This is a genomic window from Streptomyces auratus, from assembly GCF_050433025.1.
GTDB classification, from domain to species: domain Bacteria; phylum Actinomycetota; class Actinomycetes; order Streptomycetales; family Streptomycetaceae; genus Streptomyces; species Streptomyces sioyaensis.
On the sequence record NZ_JBNGCB010000001.1, the window covers coordinates 3,566,517 to 3,581,690 of the forward strand.

Below are 15,174 nucleotides of genomic sequence, written 5' to 3' on the forward strand. Positions count from 1 at the left end.
CATGCGAACCGACTCCTCCAAGATGGAGCCGCTGCTTGCGGCCTTCGCCCAGCGGACCCGTACGAGCGACGGCCTCGCGGCAGACCGGTCGCCGATGCCGTTCGCGGATGCCCTGCCCGTCGACATCGACGAGCAGGCAACGGGTTCCGGTCAGCCCCTCGACCTGCACGACACCCTGCAGGCGCGCCGGTCGTCCCTGCAGTACGGGGACGCACCCGTGCGCACGGACCTGATCCTGAGGTGGGTGCGCGAGGCGTTGTCACGTGATGCCGGCGACTGGGCGCTCGACGACGACATCGGCCCGCTGGAGGCATTCGTCTTCGCGCTGCGCAGCGAGGGTGAGCCGGCCGGGGTCTACCGGGTCACCGCGCACGAGGCGTCGTTCATCGCCCCGGCCTCGGCCATCGGCGATCCCGAACTTCTGGGTATCCAGCGTGAGTTCGCCGATGCGGGCGGGATCGTTACGGTCTGCGCGAACCTCGACGCCGCGGACTCGTGGGCGGGCGCGCACGGTTTCCGCCTGTGCGCGGTACGCGCCTCCATGTCTCTCTACGACTTCCATCTTCGCTGCCAGTCCGACGGGCTCGTCGGCACCATCTTCGGTGGCTTCATCGGCGCGGCGGTCCGGAACCTGATCCAGAGCGACGGTGTGACCAGACACCCCCTGCTCGCCGCTACGTATGCCCACCCTCTGCCGTGATCGCCGTACGACGAAAGTGAGTGAGTGAGTTGATGTCCTACGGGGGTGCGTCGCCGTCCGGCGGCGCGGTCCTTGCTCGCCCGGACGTATCCGCGTTACGGACGAAGCACGGCGCATGGATCGGCTTCGGCGCCACGTCGTCCTTCACGGTCAAGGGCGCGGCGGCCTTCGACGTGGTCTCGACGCTGCTGGACCGCTCCGACGGCAGCCGCAGCGGCGATGACCTGTTGAGTGAGTTCCCGGCCGGATCGCGCGTCGCGGTGTCGCGCGTGCTCCACGCGCTGGTGGCCCGCCGGTGCGTGACCGTCCTCGACGCGCCGCTGAGCCAGCACATCGGCGCCAGAGGCCCGGCGTCGGAGTGGCTGATTCCGTACTTCTCGCAGTTGACGGACGACCCGGTGCGCGCGCTGGACCGCGTGCTCGCCACCCCCGTCCACCTGTACGGCCGTCCCGACTGGCTCGCCCGACTGCGCCAACTCCTCGCAGCACAGCCGCTGTTCGGGATGAGGGTCGAGTTCCACACGGTCACGGACGAGGACCAGGTGCCGCACTGGGAGGACGCCGGTCTGGCCGTCGTCGACGCGGACGGCCTCCCCTACGAGCGCACCGTGCGCCTGCAGGACGCGTTGCTCGACCGGGGCCTGCCGCACGGCATCGTGGGCGAGGTCTGCGGGCGCCGCTGGATTCTCTGGTCCGACGACGAGTCGACCGGTTGCTGGGAATGCCTGTGCCGGTACGGTCGCACGGCAGAGTCGGCCGCTCCGCCCGAAACCGCGTCGACCGTGCCGGACGACAGCGCCGCCGCCGCACTGATACACGCGATCTACCAGCGCGGTGCCGGGCTCGGCGAGCACGCGGCAGCAGCGGTGTCGATCCCCCTCGAACCGGGCCCCCCGACGGTGAAAGAGCATCCGGTGTGGTCGGTCGCGGGCTGCCGCTGCCACCGGGCGGTGGTGCCACAGGCCGCCGACGGCGAGCGCGACGGCCCGGCGGAGGCGCTGATCCGCAGGAACATCGTCAGTCCCGAGGACGACGACCGGCTGGACGACGACCACGAGCGGATCATCGAGACGCTGCGCAGCTGGACGGACGAATTCGCCGGCCCCTTCCGGTACTTGGACGGCGGCGACCTGCCCCAGGTCCCCTTCGGACAGGCCCGGGCCACCGCCCTCGTCGGACTCGCCGGGGAGTGCCGGGTCCGCGAGCTCACCGCCGCCACGCTGTCGTCCCGGGAGGCCCTGTATCAGGCGGCGCTGAACGCCCTCGAAATGTTCGCCGCCCGGCCCGACGCGCAGCGGCCGGACCTGGGCGCCGGATGGACGCTGGACGAGGCGGTCTACCGCGCGCTGCTGAGGCGGTCGCTGGCACGGTCCGTGGACGACGCCGAGTGGGTGCCGGTCTGCGATGACGACCTGGGCCACGACGCGTGCGCCGGACTCAGCCGGTACATCCAGGGATGCGTCGCCCGCACCCATGGCCACGAGGCACCGCAGTGGACCGGCACCCGCCTGCCGGACGGCATCCACCGGGTCTCCGGGCGCGTCGCCGGGAACGTGGTCGCGCGGGGCGCGGGCGCCTGTTACGCGGAGGCCGTCTCCACCGCGCTGCTCGGGCTGGTCAACGACGACGACCTCCTGGTCCCGGTCAACCCGCACTTCCTCACCTGGCCCGAGGTGTGGCGGCACCTCGCACGGCCGGAGTGGGCCGAGGTGACCGCGCGGGCGGTTCCCTTCGCGCGAGGCAAGGTCCGACTGGTGGAGGTCATATGAGTGTGGAGGTCATGAGTACCGAGACGCGGGCTCCGTTCGCCGCCGGTCTGCTCTCCGCTCTGTCGGCCGGGAGCGGCACACCGGAGCCCACGGAGGTACTCCTCGGCCCGCTGACCGGCCCCACGCGGGTACGCGCCGACGGAAGCGGTCCGGGGCGGGGCCTGGCAGTGCTGTTCTGGTGCGGCGGCGTCCACGTCCTGGCCTACGATCCGGGGCACGAGCGCGGCGGCGGATGCCCGCGGTGCCTGGCGTGGTTCCTCACCAGGAACGTGGACTCTGCCGAGCTGCCGTACGAGACGCCGTACGAGGAGGAGTCCGGGAGCGGCTCCGGGGAAGCCACGCGCGGCCACACGCTCTGGCAGCAGGCCGGCCCCGCGTTGCGCACGACCGTCACCCGTATCGCGACACGGCTCCTGCGGGAAGACTCCCCCGCGGGCACGCTCGTCACGGTCGACCGCCTCGGCGGCGCGGTGCGCCAAGGGCAGGTACCGCCGAGGACGGGATGCCCCGCACGCCCCTCGGCGGCGGCCACGACCATGGTCGCGTTCGGCTCCGCGCCCGAGCTGCTGCAGAAGTCCGACGGGGCGCTCAGGGCCAGCCGTCCACTGCCGCCGACGCTCACGTCCGACTACCTGGGACCACACTCCCTGTTCCGGGAACCGCTGGTCGATCTGGACGGCCCCGTCCCCACGGCGCAGATCGGCCTGCCACTGGGCAACGGCACACTGGAACCCGGGATCGGACGCTCCCGGAGCTTCGCCACGAGCCGGACGACAGCGGTGCTCGAGGGCCTGGAGCGCCACACGGGCTTCTGCCACCAGCCGTCCGCCGGCACCGTGCAGGCCTCGCTCGCGGAGCTGGGGGAACGGGCCATCGACCCCCGCACCCTCGGCTACCACTCCGCCGAACAGTACGCGCGGGAGGGCTTCCTCTGGGCGCCCCTGGAGGCGTCCGAACCGGTGGAGTGGGTACCGGTCACGCCGGTCGGCGAAGGACCCGCCCGCTACCTTCCTGAGGTCGCGCTCTCGTGGGTGCGCCGCACCGGAAAGCGGAAACCGTTCTTCTACGACACCTCGAACGGTTTCGCGCTGGGCCAGAGCCACGAGGAAGCGACCCTGCACGGGCTCTTCGAGATCGTCGAACGGGACGCGTTCCTGCTCACCTGGTACCGCAAGCTGCTGCTGCCCGAACTCACCCTGGGCCCTGCCGACAGCCACATCAGGGAGCTGATGGAGCGCGTCGAGGTGGTCACGGGATTTCGCGTCCGCCTGTTCTGGGCGACGTTGGACATCGGCGTTCCTGTCGTGCTGGCACTCGCGCAGCGCGACGCCGGCTCGGGGCCCTGCACGCTCGTGTCGACCGCGGCAAGCCTGTACCCGCGGGCGGCGGCCGAGTCGGCCATCTTCGAGGTGTCTGCGCGCGTGGCCTCCATACGGGTCGTGTTCGACGACGACCCGGTGCACAGACAGCGGCTGGCGGAGGACTTCGACTCGGTGGTCGACATGGACGACCACAGTCTGCTCGGCGCTCTGCCCACGTCCCGGGAGTGGTTCGCGTTCCTGACGACGCCGGACAGGCCCGAACTCAGCCTCACGGCGGCGGCCGCGAGGGCCCCGAAGTTCGACACCCTCGACAAGGACCTCGACTACGTGCGAGCGCAGATCGAGACCACCGGCAGTCATGTGTACGCGGCCGACGTCACGACGCCGGAGCTGCGCTGGCGCGGGCTGGTGTGCACGCGCAGCTTCGTGCCCGGATGCGTGCCGATGACGTTCGGGCACGGCACCCGGCGTCTTGAGGGACTGCCGCGGCTCCACAGCGCATCGCTCCCCTATGCCTCCCAGTTGCCTGACGGCATGAGCCCGGCGGACGTTCCGCCACACCCGTTTGCGTAGCCCGCTGTCGGTAAGACAAGGAGAACCTGTTCGTGCGATCGGATGAGCCTTCACGGCCCCCGGCTGAATCCACCGCGAGGGTCAGCCCCTACGTCCTCTTCCGGCGTAGCCGGCTGCCTCTGGCCGAACTCGAGGACCTCCGGTTCGACGAGGCCTGGGCGCGGATCGACGAGAGTCGCCGCCTCCAGGAGGACTGTGTGCAGCGTGCGGGCGAGGTGTCCGATCGGCTGGCCGCGTGCGTACCGCACGTGGATCAGACGGTGCGTGCCGAGCTCGTCCGGCTGCGTCGCGACGTCTACAACCAGCGTGCCGATCCCGCGGCGCGGCGCATGGGCGTCGTGGAGCCGCACCTCGACGCCGACACGCTCGCCGGGGTGCGGGAGTGGTTCGACCTCGTACAGCGCGCGCGACGGCATGAGGACGAGTCGCGGTCGCTGTTCGACGACAGGATGCGGTCGGCACGCGCCGGTTTCGCCCGGCTCTTCGAGCACGACTCGATGGCGCGGAGCATCCAGCTCTCGGGCGACCAGCTCTACGAGAGCCTGCGCCGGTACACCTCGGGCGAGATGGGCTCGGTCAAGCCGAGCCGGTTGCGGGTCCTCGAATCCTCGCTGGTGAACTTCGCCTATCGCGCCGCGCTGAAGCCGTCTCCCTTCGGCCGGTTCACCGAGGTCGGAGCCTTCCCGACGGATCTGCCCGAGGCCGGCCACGCCGTGTCCGAGCCCCGCACGTACTCGACGTCGACGCTGAACCGGGTGCTGGTGAACTGGCTGTCCACCGGGTTGCGACGGGTCGAAGGCGGCATCGACCTCTGCCAGGTGCTGCTGAACTCGTCGCTGCGGGTCGACGACAAGATGATCGAGTTCGTCGGGCTCGTGGCCGACACCTCCGAGCACGGCCTCTCGGAGACGGTCGTCAGGCTCAAGCGCGGCGGGGTCGTCGACCGCGTCCTGGCCGTCATGGACGGCGGCACGGCTTCGGTGCCCGAGGTGCTCGCGGCGCTGACCGAGCTGACCGGCAACGACGAGGCCAGCAGGAAGGCCCTGCGCACGCTGATGCGGATCGAGCTGCTGTATGTCAGCCCCGGCTTCGATGAGCAGGACCCCGCGTACTCCGAGAGGCTCGCGGGCGTCCTGAGCGCGGGGACGACCCGGCCCGTTTCCATCCTGAGCGGCCATCTCGCCACTCTCAGGGAGCTGGAGACGACGCTTTCCGACGCGCCGGCGGAGAAGCGCGGGCCGCTGCTGCGCGCAGCGGACCAGGCCATCACCGACATCGCAGAGGTCTGCGAAATGGAGTCGCCCCCTGCGGAGATCTCCAGGGCGCCGGTGTACGAGGATCTCTGGACGCCCGACAGGCCCGCCACCTGGAGCCGGGATGCCGTGGCCGCGAGCGTCCCCGCGCTGGAGGGCCTGTGGCGGCTGTCGTCGATGCTCGACTACGGCCAGACGAAGCGTCTCGGCGTGTACCACTTCGCTGCCACCACGTTCGGAGACCGCGAGACCGTGCCCCTCCTGACGTTCTTCGAGAAGCTCGTACAGCTCTCGGAGGCCGAGCAGGACGCGGTGTTCTGGGGGCACGCATCGTCCGCTGCCGGGACCTTCGTGGCGCAACGCGAACAGGCCCTCCGCGACCTCGGCGAACAGTTCGTGCCCGAGGACGGCGTCGTCAGGCTGACGCCCGAGGCGCTCAAGGACGCGTGCGCGGGCGTGGACGACTGCGTCGACCCCGACTCGATCACCTTCCGCGTCCAGTTCGCGGGCGGCACCCCCTCTCCCGACCTCGTGGTGAACGGCGTCCTGACCGGATACGGCGTCTATTTCTCGCGCTTCAGCTCGTTCATCGAGGGGTCGTCGGCGGCCGCAGAGGACTGGACGCTGCGGTCCGCTGTCAGGGAACACCTCCGGAAGGCCTTCCCGGGGCAGGTGGACCTGAACATGGTCGCCGGGCTCAACTTCAACCTGCACCCGCCTCTCACCGACCGGACTCTGAACTATCCCGGCACCTGGCCCACCGCACCGGAGCTGAAGGCCTACAGCCTCGACAAGCTGATGATCCGGATCGACCACGCCCACCGCGGCCTGTGCCTCTGGGACCCCGAGCTCGACGAGCCCGTCAATCTGACCCCGATGAACTTCATGCTCCCCATCGTGGTTCCGGTCCTCTACAACCTGCTGGAAGTCCTCAGTCCGACGATCCGGTACAACTACGCGCCGATGGACGACATCGGCCGGGCGATGGGGCATCGCGGGTACCCGGGCTCTTCGCCGCGGCTGATGGTCGGTGACGTCGTCGCCAGCCGGCGCACCTGGACGGTGCCCGCACGCGACATCCCCGGACTGTCCGAGCTGAGCAAGGACTCCTACCCGGCGTTGCTCCGCTTCGACCAGTGGCGTCGCGAACAGGGCCTGCCCCAGCACGTGTTCGTACTGACTCAGCGTCTGGACGAGTACAACCTGCTGTCCGGGCTGGTCGAGGAGATCCCGAGGGACTGGTCCGACTTCAGGCATCTGACACGGGCAAGTGTCCACAAGCCCATGTACGTCGACTTCCGTAATCCCTATCTGGTGCGGAGCTTCGCGAAGTCCGCGCTGACGCGGGACGACGTCTATGTGTCCATTCGAGAGTGCATACCGGCCCCCGACGAATACGGCGGTCCCGGACCGGCGGCAGCAGAGGAGTTTTTCGTTGAGCTCTACAGAGACTGAGCGGACCAGTGAGTGGTCACCGCTCCACATCTATCTGCCGATGTCGCTGCAGCCCGGCTTCCTGCGGGATGTGATCCACCCGGTCGTGCGCGAGGCGGGGGTGCGCAATCGCTTCTGGTACTTGCGGTACTGGCAGGGCGGTCCGCACATCAGGTTCCGGCTCCACAAGGCTTCGGAGCAGACCGTCGAGTGGGTACGCAGCAGGCTGACCGCGGCGATGCCCGCACTCGACGCCGAGCAAACCGCCGAGTACGCACAGCAGTCTGCCCACCAACCCGGCCTGGCCGAACTCGAAGGGGCGAAGCCCGAAGAAGTCAGGGCACCGGGCACCGTCGAAGCGGCCCGCTACTCACCCGAGTACGCAAAGTACGGCGGCACCACGGGACTCCGCATCGCCGAAGAGCTCTTCCGCTCGACGTCGACCGCCGTGCTGGACCTCCTCGCCGGTCTGACGGATCGCCAACTCACGGCGTCGCCGGCAGGTCCGGCCATTCGCGTCATGGCCATGTCCCTCAAAGGCTCCGGGCTGAACATGGCGCAGAGCCAGGACTTCCTCAGCGATTACGAGGAGAACTGGCGCAGATGGGTACCGCCCGGGTACGAGGAGCACTGGGCGGCCATGTACGAGAAGACGCGGAACAGGGTGACGAACCTGTGCGGCGCGGTCTGGCGCGACGGAACCACCGACGTTTTCCACGACACCTATGCCGCTGCTCTGCATTCCACACGGATGGCGCAGGCCGAATCGTCGGAGGGGAATCTCGCGGAGCTCGTACTCGACGAAACCCCGTATGCACACTGCGTGGCCAACTACATTCACACCACGAACAACCGGCTGGGAATCCTTCCCGCGGCAGAGGCGTTTCTGGCGTACGTAATCCAGCGCTCGCTGACTGAACTGCGGGGCACCACACCGGACCCGAACGGAATCCGGTGATCCGTTCGTGACTATTTGATTTTCTCGCTTCTTATCCTCACAACTACCGTTCTTTCGCAGTAAGATGGATACGTACCAGGAACCACGAAGGGAGGTGTTCCAAGTGGATGCTGTGGAGGAGCTCGACCTGAATGCGCTGGAAATCTCGGATCTGATTGAGGATTCGAACTACAGCGACGAGACGCTGTCGCAGGCCATGGCGGCGTCGACCACGACCACGGGCTGCACGACCAGTTCGTGTTCGTCGTCGTCGTCCTGACCGGACAGCTAGAAAGTCACTGTCGGCGGGCGCCATTCAGCGAATGCGCGCCCGTCGGCAGCGATGTACCCGGAGGCTCTGATTCCCCTCGGCAAGGTGCATCGTGACCATGGAGGGTTCATGTGCACGTCTTTGTGACGATCCCCCTCGACGAGGGGGACACGACGCTGCCGCAGAGCATCCGCGGTTTCCTCAACGACCTGTTCGGGCCGGAGCAGCCGGCCTGGCCCGGTGACTACTACTTCGTGCGCACCTGGGAGCGGGGGCATGGGCGCGACTGCCTGCAGATCAGCCTCCAGTCCGACACGGCCACCGCCGACGAGGCGCGTGACCGGCTCCAACGTGCGGCGGACGCCCGCGGCTTCCGGCCGACCGTGAGGGAGCTCCCCTACGAGGAGATCCCTTCACCGTTGTGGAACTCCGGGATCGGCGGGGACGGGTTCGACGCCGCGGCCAAGCGCCTCTACCGCGCGGTGGCCCCTATCCTCGCCCGGAGCGTGTCGGCGATCGGCGACGACAAGGTCAAGGCGTACCTGCTGGCGCTGGACCTGATGGTCGCGAACGCGGCAGCCACCGTGCTGGAGTCCGAACAGCGACAGCTGTCCTCTCGTGGTTTCGACGAGCTGCTCAGTCTGCGCATGCTCAGCTATCGGTCACACTACGAGGGCGCCAAGAACGCGCTGGCCAAGGATCCCGATTCCTTCGAGCGTCGCTGCGCGGCGTACTACGACAAACTCGGCCCACATGTCCGGGAATTCATCCGAAGCTGTGCGGCGTCACCGGTGACCGCCCTCGATGACGAGTCGGCACGCGCCTGGGTGGATGTCGTACGGCAGCACTTCGGAGCACTGCGCGAAGAGTGCCGCGCCGGTCTCATCACCCATTTCGGCCCCACTCTCGACGACTTCAGCGAGCACCACGACGATCACATGTCTCCCAGCAGCTTCCACGCGCAAAAGCTGTCCGCGGAAATGTCAGATCTGCTGCATCGGAGCCCGGACTTCCTGGCGTACCGAATTCAGGCGAGCCTGCTGTACAGCTGCCTCCACACGATGGGATTCAGCCTGGCCGAACGGTTCCTGTTCTGCTACATTCTCGCGCGCGCCAACGAGGAAGTTTCGGGAAAATCCACCGAGGAGCTGGCGCAAGGACTCGATGCCGTCGCCCGGGAACTCGCGAATCGGCAGCCCGTCACCACGAGCCACCGGGATCAGAACACCATGAATCCGGTGAAGAAATTGTCAAGCAGATCTAGGAATTAGCGGGGTGAATCATGCGCATTACGCTCGTTAATGTGCCGTGGAGTCCGATCGGGTTTCCCTCGGTGGCTCTCGGCCTGCTCAAGAGCCTCACCCTCAAGGAGTTTCCCGACGCCCAGGTCGACGTGGTGTACGGAAACCTCGACTTCGTCGACTGGATCGTCTCCCGTCGCCCCGACTTCAGCTACGAGGACTATCGGTACTACGACCTCGAAAGCTGTTACATCGGCACCGGCGACTGGGTGTTCTCCTCGGCCCTCTACCACGATCCGAAGTGGAAGGTTCCGGAGTTCCTCGAGCAGTTCGGCCCCCAGGCGGCGGTCGACGGCCAGGATCTGGCGCACGGCACGACCGAGGAAAACCAGATGCGGACCACGCTCTGGCTGCACGAGCACATCGAGGAGTTCACCGACGAACTCGCCCGCCGGATCGCCGCCGGCGAACCCGATGTCGTCGGCTTCACGACCACATTCCAGACCCTCACCGCATCCATGGCGGTCGCCCGGCGGCTCAAGGAACTCTCGCCCCGGACGGTGACCGTGTTCGGCGGCGCCAACTGCGAAGGGTCGATGGGCGAGGCGCTGCACCGCAACTTCGACTTCGTCGACTACGTGGTCCGCGGCGAGGGCGAGCTGGCCTGGCCGGGGCTGCTGCGCTCGTTGACGGACGAGGCGGCCTTCGAGACCGTGCCGGGGCTGTGCTGGCGGGACGAGAGCGGAGCCTCGGTGTACAACGCCGTGAGCACCAAGCCGCTGCCACCCGCCGCGATGGTGCTGCCTCACTACGACGAATACGTCGAGCAGTTCGCGAAGTCACACGCCCGGTTCTGGCTGGAGCCCAGGCTGATCCTCGAGAGTTCCCGCGGCTGCTGGTGGGGCGAGAAGCACCACTGCACCTTCTGCGGCCTGAACGGCGCCAGCATGATGTTCCGCAGCAAGCGGCCCGACCAGTTCATCGACGACCTCGTGACGCTCGCCAATCGCCACCGGATCCTCGACGTGATGCTCGTGGACAACATCCTGGACATGGCCTACCTGGACTCGATGCTTCCCGCACTTGCCGAGGCCGATATCGACCTCCGGCTGATGTACGAGATCAAGGCCAACCTGCGCTACGAGCAACTCGAGGTCATCTCCAAGGCCGGCGTGGTCTGCGTCCAGCCCGGGGTCGAGAGCCTGAGCAGCAAGGTGCTGAAGCTCATGGACAAGGGTGTCTCCGGCTGCCTGAACGTGCGCATGCTGCGGGACGCCGAGTCGCTGGGCCTGACCGTCGCATGGGCCTACCTCTACGGTTTCCCCGGGGAAACCGCGGAGGACTACACGAAGATCATCGAGCAGTTCCCCAAGCTGCACCACCTGGAGCCGGCCGGCGGCGACGACCGGCTCGCGGTCCAGCGGTTCGCCCCGTACTTCGAGAACCCCTCGCTCGGGTTCCAGGAGCGGTGGGCGGCTCCTCAGTACGGACTCACCTATGACCTTCCCGAGAAGGAACTGTTCGACATCGCGTACATCTTCAAAGCGACGCACCAAGGTATCGGGAACGACACGGCGTGGAAGCTGCGAGCCGCCATGGGCGAGTGGCGCGACGCGCGCTGGCGCAGCCAGCTGTCGTACTTCGAGACCGCGGAGGGCATCACGCTCACCAACACCCGGCCCGGCTTCGACTGGGACGTCATTCAGCTCACCACCGACATCGAGCTCGCGCTCTTCCAGTTGCTCGACCAGCCGAGGACGCTCGAATACCTGGAGCGCCAGTGCGCGAAGCGGTTCGGGCAGTCCGACATCAGCTCCGTGATCGACCGATGGATGGAGCTGGGCCTGCTCTTCACGGACGACGGCCGCATGATCCACGTCGTCACGAAGGACCGCAACCAGAGGTTCATGCAGATCCGGGTGGGCCAGGGACTGGCGGCGCTGTCGGAGGCCGACCGTCCGTCTTCAGAGTCCGTAGCAGTGTGAAAGGTGAGGCTGCCGTGCCGACGATGAACGATGCCGCGACAATCCCCGGTAACGGGTTCGACGTCCGGTTCAGCATGTGGCGCCACGGTGACGCGACGGTACGCGCGATGCCGGACATGCACCTCGGCGACCGCGTGCTCGGCGCAGACGTCGCGGACGAGGCGCGCCGGATCTACCAGTCCGGCGCGCGGTTCGTGTCGATCGAGCCCACCGTCGATCTCGGTGGACGAGCAGGGACGGAGCACGTCATCCCCGCGCTCTCCTTCATCCGCGATCTCACCAGCTACGGCGTGGAAGTGGACTGGCGGGCACGGATGACGGCGCCGGACGGTCCCGAGTGGTGGGTGTTCAGCCACCTCTTCCCCCCGTCGGTTCTGGAGGGGCCGCGCGGTGCCGAGGCACTGAACATCTGGCGGGCGAGGTACCACGTAGGCAGGTGCTTCTTCCGTCGAGGTCCCGGATTCCTGCAGATCCGGGACCGGCGCCACGCCGGTTTGCGCCGGCTCACGGTCTCGGACGGTGCCCATGTTTCCGCGATCGAGTCGCTGCTGGCCGACCGCGGAGCGGACTCCGTGCCGACCGCGGTGATGTCGGTGTTCGAGAAGCACCACCTGGTCATCCGGATCGGCGGCGGCGTCTGGTGGGCGCCGTACCGGCTGCGGCGCTGGGCTTCGCCGTCCTGGGAGGTATGAGCATGTACATCAGCATCGTCCTGTGGAACCTGAAGAACTCGGACGCCACGGTCGAAAGCCTTCGCGAGTACCTTCGTGACTACGCGGTGGACGCGTTCTCCACGCTCAAGGGGATGCGGATGAAGACCTGGTTCGCGGACTCCGAGAGGGGTTACTGGGGGGCGGTGTACCTCTGGGACGGCGTGAACATGGAGAATCCGCTGTCGGTGAGCCGGGCGATCGAACTCATCGGCTACCCGCCGACGACCACCAGCGTTTTCGCAGTCGAGGCGATCGCAGAAGGCGTCAGCGTGATCGAGTCGTTCGCGGGCGTCGGCCGCGCCTTCGAGGAGGCGTCCGCCACGGACCCGGTCGGTGAATCGCCGTAAGTTCGCCCCCCGGTAGGCGGCTCGCCAAGAAGCCAGGTCGGACGTTTTCCGACCTGGCTTCTTGGTGCTCGATCGGGGTGGCTGAGCGTCAGTTCTCCGGGTGGTGGACGGAGAACACCGTGTAGGCGTGCGGATCGGGTTTGGCGAGTTCGGCGGCCTTGTCGCGGTAGTACTGGACGTCGGGGTCGCCCATGGTCGCCTTGATGTCGGCCTTGCTGCGCCACTGGGCGTAGTAGACGAGGCGCTTGCCGTCGAGGCTGGTGAGGATATTCACCGAGATGCACCCCGGGCGGTGCCGGATGAAACGGTCGGCGCCCTCGCTCATCACTTCGGCCAGTTCCTTCTGGCGGTCGGGCTCCACGTCGAAGACGTTGATCATGGCAAAGGTGCCGTCGTCGGTGCGGATCACGGTTTCACTCATGGGGTCTGGTTCCTTTCCTGGCCTGCGCGGGCGGGCCTTTGGGGTCATCGGGGTCATGAGGGGCTTCGGGACGGACAGGCGGTGGCGGGCTCGTTCAGTGGAGCGCGGAGCCTGCCATGCGCGTGGTGGAGGTGGATCTCGCGGACGGGGCCGTCGCCCATGCGCGCGCCACCTCGACGGCCTGGGCCGGGTTGAGGCGGGGATCGCAGTGGGAGGTGGGAACGGGCTTCGCGGAAACGGAGTGCGTCGGAGTCAGTTCCGCGACGTCGTCCCAGACGCACTCCGTCACGTCGTACGGGGTGGTTTCGAGGTGGAGGCCGGCGGGGGTTCCGCCGGCTTCGGTGACGGCCGTAAGGAAGGCTCGGACCTCGGTGCGGAGTGACCGGACCGACCGGACCTTCGCGCCAGTTGGTGACTTGACGGTGTTGCCGTGCATCGGGTCGCACAGCCACCCGACGGGGTGGCCGGCGCGGTGCACGGCGGAGACCAGGGGCGGGAGTGCGGTGGCGGCCGTCCGGGCGCCCATGCGGGCGATGAGCGTGAGCCGGCCGGGCTCGCGCGCCGGGTCCAGGCGGGAACATAGGGCGAGCAGTTCGTCCGACCGGGTCGTCGGGCCGACCTTGCAGGCGACGGGGTTGGCCACGTGCGCCAGCATCATGGCGTGCGGGCCGTCCGGCTGCCGGGTCCGCTCGCCGATCCAGGGCAGATGGGTGGAGGCCAGCAGGGTGTGGCCGGTCGGGGTGCGGCGCAGCAGCGGCAGCTCGTAATCGAAGACGAGCGCTTCGTGGCTGGTCCACACCGGCGCGGCGGTGGACGGCGTCCCGGCGCTGGTGCGCTGCCGCAGGCAGGTGAGGGCGCGGGCCGCGGCGTGGTAGCAGTCCAGCATCCGTTGCGCGTCGGCCCGGCGCGCCAGTGGGGTGGGTTCGGGGGCGTTGACCAGGTGGCCGCGGTAGACCGGCAGGGTCAGGCCGGCGACCGTTTCGGTGCTGGCGCTGCGCGGTTTGGCGAACTGGCCGGCGATACGTCCGATGCGCACCACCGGCGTGCCGGTGCCGGCCTCCATCACCCCGGCGAGGGCGTCGAGCAGTCCGGCCTTGCGCGCGACCGCCGGCGGTGCGCACTCGGCCGGGTCCTCGGCGCAGTCGCCCGCCTGGATCACCTGGTAGTGACCGGCCGCGGCCCCGGCGAGCAGGGTCCGCAGCAGGCGGACCTCCTCCCAGGTGACCAGGCCGGGCAGCCGGGCCAGTTCGGCGCCGACGGCCGCGGCCTGGACGGGATCGGGCCAGTCCGGCTGCTGTTCGGCCGAGCCGATGTCCCAGGGGCCGCGCTCGCCGCGTGCCACGAAGGGACCGTCGGCGGAGCGGAGCGCGGGCTGTGGGGCGCCGGGTGAGAGGGGCACCCGGGTCATAGGTGTCCTCCTTCTGTGCGGTGCGTACTCGTACCGTGCGTACTGGTGCGGTGCGTTCTGGCTCGCCTCATAGGACCGGTGACTCCCCGGGCGGCAGGCGGCGGGCCAGGGTCAGGCCGTCCGCGATCGGCAGCATGACCAGCTGGACGCGTGGGTCGCGGCGGGCGTGGGCGTTGAACTCGCGGATGGCCGCGGCCTTTTCGCCGGGCCGTTCCGCGATCACCTCGCCGCTGAAGAGGGTGTTGTCGACGAGGAGCAGCGCGCCGGGACGCAGCCGGGGCACCAGTTCCTCCCAGTAGCCGAGGTAGCCGGGCTTGTCGGCGTCGATGAACGCCAGGTCCAGATGCGGCTCGGCGGGCAGCGCGCGGAGGGTGTCCAGTGCGGGCCCGAGCCGTAGCTCGATGCGGTCGCCGACCCCGTCGCGGGCCCAGAAGTCGCGGGCGAGAGCGGTCCATTCGGCCGAGACGTCGCAGGTGATCAACGAACCGTCGGCGGGCAGACCGCGGGCCAGGCAGAGCGAGGAGTAGCCGGTGAAGGTCCCGACCTCGACGATGCGGCGGGCGCCCAGGAGGCGCACCAGGAAGGTCAGCAGGGCGCCCTCCTCGGGCGCGACCACCATGTGTGCCTGGTCGGGGATCGCGGCACTGGTGCGCTCGATCACCTCGGCCAGGAGCGGGTCGGGGGTCATATTGCCCTGGTCGAGCAGGTAGCCGTGCAGCTCGGGGGTGAGCGTCAGGTTCCTGGGGGTCAGCGTGTCGTTCCGCAGCATGGGTTCTCCCGGGTGGGTAGGGGCAAGGCGG

13 protein-coding genes are annotated in these 15,174 nt (G+C 68.6%); 10 read left to right on the plus strand and 3 right to left on the minus strand.

Annotated features, from left to right (window positions below):
- Position 1: 1 nt before the first annotated feature.
- The 10 genes from BKA18_RS15330 (at position 2) to BKA18_RS15375 (ending at position 12,545) form a co-directional block, all read left to right on the plus strand.
- On the plus strand, positions 2-700 hold the full coding sequence (locus BKA18_RS15330; RefSeq protein ID WP_366046720.1) for a tpaF: 699 nt from the start codon (positions 2-4) through the stop codon (positions 698-700).
- Between the two features lie 20 nt (positions 701-720).
- Positions 721-2,469 carry a hypothetical protein gene (locus BKA18_RS15335; RefSeq protein ID WP_366046719.1) on the plus strand — a complete coding sequence of 583 codons (1,749 nt, stop codon included), beginning with the start codon at positions 721-723 and terminating at the stop codon, positions 2,467-2,469.
- Between the two features lie 11 nt (positions 2,470-2,480).
- On the plus strand, positions 2,481-4,364 hold the full coding sequence (locus tag BKA18_RS15340; protein WP_366046718.1) for a YcaO-like family protein: 1,884 nt from the start codon (positions 2,481-2,483) through the stop codon (positions 4,362-4,364).
- Positions 4,365-4,396: 32 nt separating this feature from the next.
- Positions 4,397-7,072 carry a lantibiotic dehydratase gene (locus BKA18_RS15345; protein ID WP_366046717.1) on the plus strand — a complete coding sequence of 892 codons (2,676 nt, stop codon included), beginning with the start codon at positions 4,397-4,399 and terminating at the stop codon, positions 7,070-7,072.
- Positions 7,053-8,009: a thiopeptide-type bacteriocin biosynthesis protein gene (locus BKA18_RS15350; protein ID WP_366046716.1), complete on the plus strand. Its 957-nt coding sequence runs from the start codon at positions 7,053-7,055 to the stop codon at positions 8,007-8,009. The genes BKA18_RS15345 and BKA18_RS15350 overlap by 20 nt, the downstream gene beginning before the upstream one ends.
- Before the next feature lie 103 nt (positions 8,010-8,112).
- Positions 8,113-8,268, plus strand: coding sequence for a thiocillin/thiostrepton family thiazolyl peptide (locus BKA18_RS15355; protein ID WP_006605021.1), 156 nt, complete (start codon positions 8,113-8,115; stop codon positions 8,266-8,268).
- Between the two features lie 134 nt (positions 8,269-8,402).
- A complete protein-coding gene (locus tag BKA18_RS15360; RefSeq protein ID WP_429638330.1) occupies positions 8,403-9,530 on the plus strand; it encodes a hypothetical protein in 1,128 nt (375 codons plus the stop codon).
- A gap of 11 nt (positions 9,531-9,541) precedes the next feature.
- Positions 9,542-11,485: a RiPP maturation radical SAM C-methyltransferase gene (locus tag BKA18_RS15365; RefSeq protein WP_366046714.1), complete on the plus strand. Its 1,944-nt coding sequence runs from the start codon at positions 9,542-9,544 to the stop codon at positions 11,483-11,485.
- Positions 11,486-11,508: 23 nt separating this feature from the next.
- Entirely contained in the window at positions 11,509-12,177 is a 669-nt protein-coding gene (locus BKA18_RS15370) for a DUF5825 family protein (RefSeq protein WP_366046794.1), read from the plus strand.
- A gap of 2 nt (positions 12,178-12,179) precedes the next feature.
- Positions 12,180-12,545, plus strand: a complete 366-nt coding sequence (locus tag BKA18_RS15375) for a hypothetical protein (protein WP_366046712.1) — start codon at positions 12,180-12,182, stop codon at positions 12,543-12,545.
- A gap of 88 nt (positions 12,546-12,633) precedes the next feature.
- Here the strand turns inward: BKA18_RS15375 and BKA18_RS15380 are convergent, their stop codons facing one another.
- The 3 genes from BKA18_RS15380 to BKA18_RS15390 form a co-directional block, all read right to left on the minus strand.
- Positions 12,634-12,966 (minus strand): antibiotic biosynthesis monooxygenase family protein, encoded by a 333-nt coding sequence (locus BKA18_RS15380; RefSeq protein WP_129248651.1) that lies wholly within the window; start codon positions 12,964-12,966, stop codon positions 12,634-12,636.
- Between the two features lie 94 nt (positions 12,967-13,060).
- Positions 13,061-14,374: a 3-deoxy-7-phosphoheptulonate synthase gene (locus BKA18_RS15385; protein WP_366046710.1), complete on the minus strand. Its 1,314-nt coding sequence runs from the start codon at positions 14,372-14,374 to the stop codon at positions 13,061-13,063.
- 67 nt (positions 14,375-14,441) lie between these two features.
- The gene (locus tag BKA18_RS15390; RefSeq protein WP_366046709.1) at positions 14,442-15,143 is read right to left on the minus strand and encodes an O-methyltransferase; all 702 of its coding nucleotides are present in this window, start codon (positions 15,141-15,143) and stop codon (positions 14,442-14,444) included.
- Positions 15,144-15,174: the final 31 nt, after the last annotated feature.

What these genes read in the sequence shown, in the direction of transcription:
- BKA18_RS15330 (WP_366046720.1), top strand. Translation starts at nt 2, where the DNA reads ATGCGAACCGACTCCTCCAAGATGGAGCCGCTGCTTGCGGCCTTCGCC.
- BKA18_RS15365 (WP_366046714.1), top strand. Translation starts at nt 9,542, where the DNA reads ATGCGCATTACGCTCGTTAATGTGCCGTGGAGTCCGATCGGGTTTCCC.
- BKA18_RS15385 (WP_366046710.1), bottom strand. Translation starts at nt 14,374, where the DNA reads ATGACCCGGGTGCCCCTCTCACCCGGCGCCCCACAGCCCGCGCTCCGC.
- BKA18_RS15375 (WP_366046712.1), top strand. Translation starts at nt 12,180, where the DNA reads ATGTACATCAGCATCGTCCTGTGGAACCTGAAGAACTCGGACGCCACG.
- BKA18_RS15380 (WP_129248651.1), bottom strand. Translation starts at nt 12,966, where the DNA reads ATGAGTGAAACCGTGATCCGCACCGACGACGGCACCTTTGCCATGATC.
- BKA18_RS15390 (WP_366046709.1), bottom strand. Translation starts at nt 15,143, where the DNA reads ATGCTGCGGAACGACACGCTGACCCCCAGGAACCTGACGCTCACCCCC.
- BKA18_RS15370 (WP_366046794.1), top strand. Translation starts at nt 11,509, where the DNA reads ATGAACGATGCCGCGACAATCCCCGGTAACGGGTTCGACGTCCGGTTC.
- BKA18_RS15340 (WP_366046718.1), top strand. Translation starts at nt 2,481, where the DNA reads ATGAGTACCGAGACGCGGGCTCCGTTCGCCGCCGGTCTGCTCTCCGCT.